The organism is Haloferax profundi (assembly GCF_001469865.1).
Lineage (GTDB): Archaea > Halobacteriota > Halobacteria > Halobacteriales > Haloferacaceae > Haloferax > Haloferax profundi.
In genome coordinates this window covers 1-616 of the sequence record NZ_LOPV01000577.1, presented here as the reverse complement: position 1 = coordinate 616, position 616 = coordinate 1, and the positions used below count along the sequence as shown (strand labels likewise).

Annotated in this window: 1 protein-coding gene and 1 pseudogene; both read right to left on the bottom strand. The window is 59.9% G+C overall.

The features are described 5' to 3' along the window. A pseudogene (locus AUR66_RS22900) lies at positions 1 to 186 on the bottom strand (hypothetical protein); the annotation flags it as partial. Between the two features lie 62 nt (positions 187 to 248). Further along, a partial coding sequence (locus AUR66_RS17045; RefSeq protein WP_157533198.1) for a PQQ-binding-like beta-propeller repeat protein occupies positions 249 to 616 on the bottom strand: 368 nt, incomplete at its 5' end.

The window sequence follows — 616 nt, the reverse complement described above, 5'->3', positions numbered from 1 at the left end:
GAAAAACGAGTATTGAACACTGACCGTCCTGTCGAGCCATTCAGGCCGACTTACCGGGATGGGGTCCCACACTCTGATGGCATCTGCGAGGCCGACGACGAACCCAGCAACCACGAATGGCAGGACGAGGACTGGGTCGCGTCGGATGCGCTTTCGCGCGCGCTCGAGTATCGTTCCGAATGACATCGGTCTTGGGCTTGCTCGTGATGGCTCGGAATCCTCTTTCGGTTGTGCACGTCTTCCAGCCATCAGTTTGCTTCCCTGAGTGCGACGACTCGTCTGCGATTTGCTGCGTAGAGAACCCCGTCGCCGACGATTGGCGTCGAGAGCGGCACCTGTGACGGCCGATATTCGAACAACGTGTCCCCGGATGCAGCGTCGATGCCAACCAACGAATACCCTGCCTCGACTGCGTACACGGTTCCGTCCGCGACGATGGGTGCTGATGGACCCTCGAACGGAATCGTCCAGCGCTGTCGACCTGTCTCGATGTCGATGGCGTGCAACGAGTCTCGCTCGTTGGCGACGAAGATGGTTCCGTTCGCGACTGCCGGTGTGCTTTCGGTCGCATTCCCGTCCGTCGAATACTGCCACACCACAGACCCATCTGTCGGGT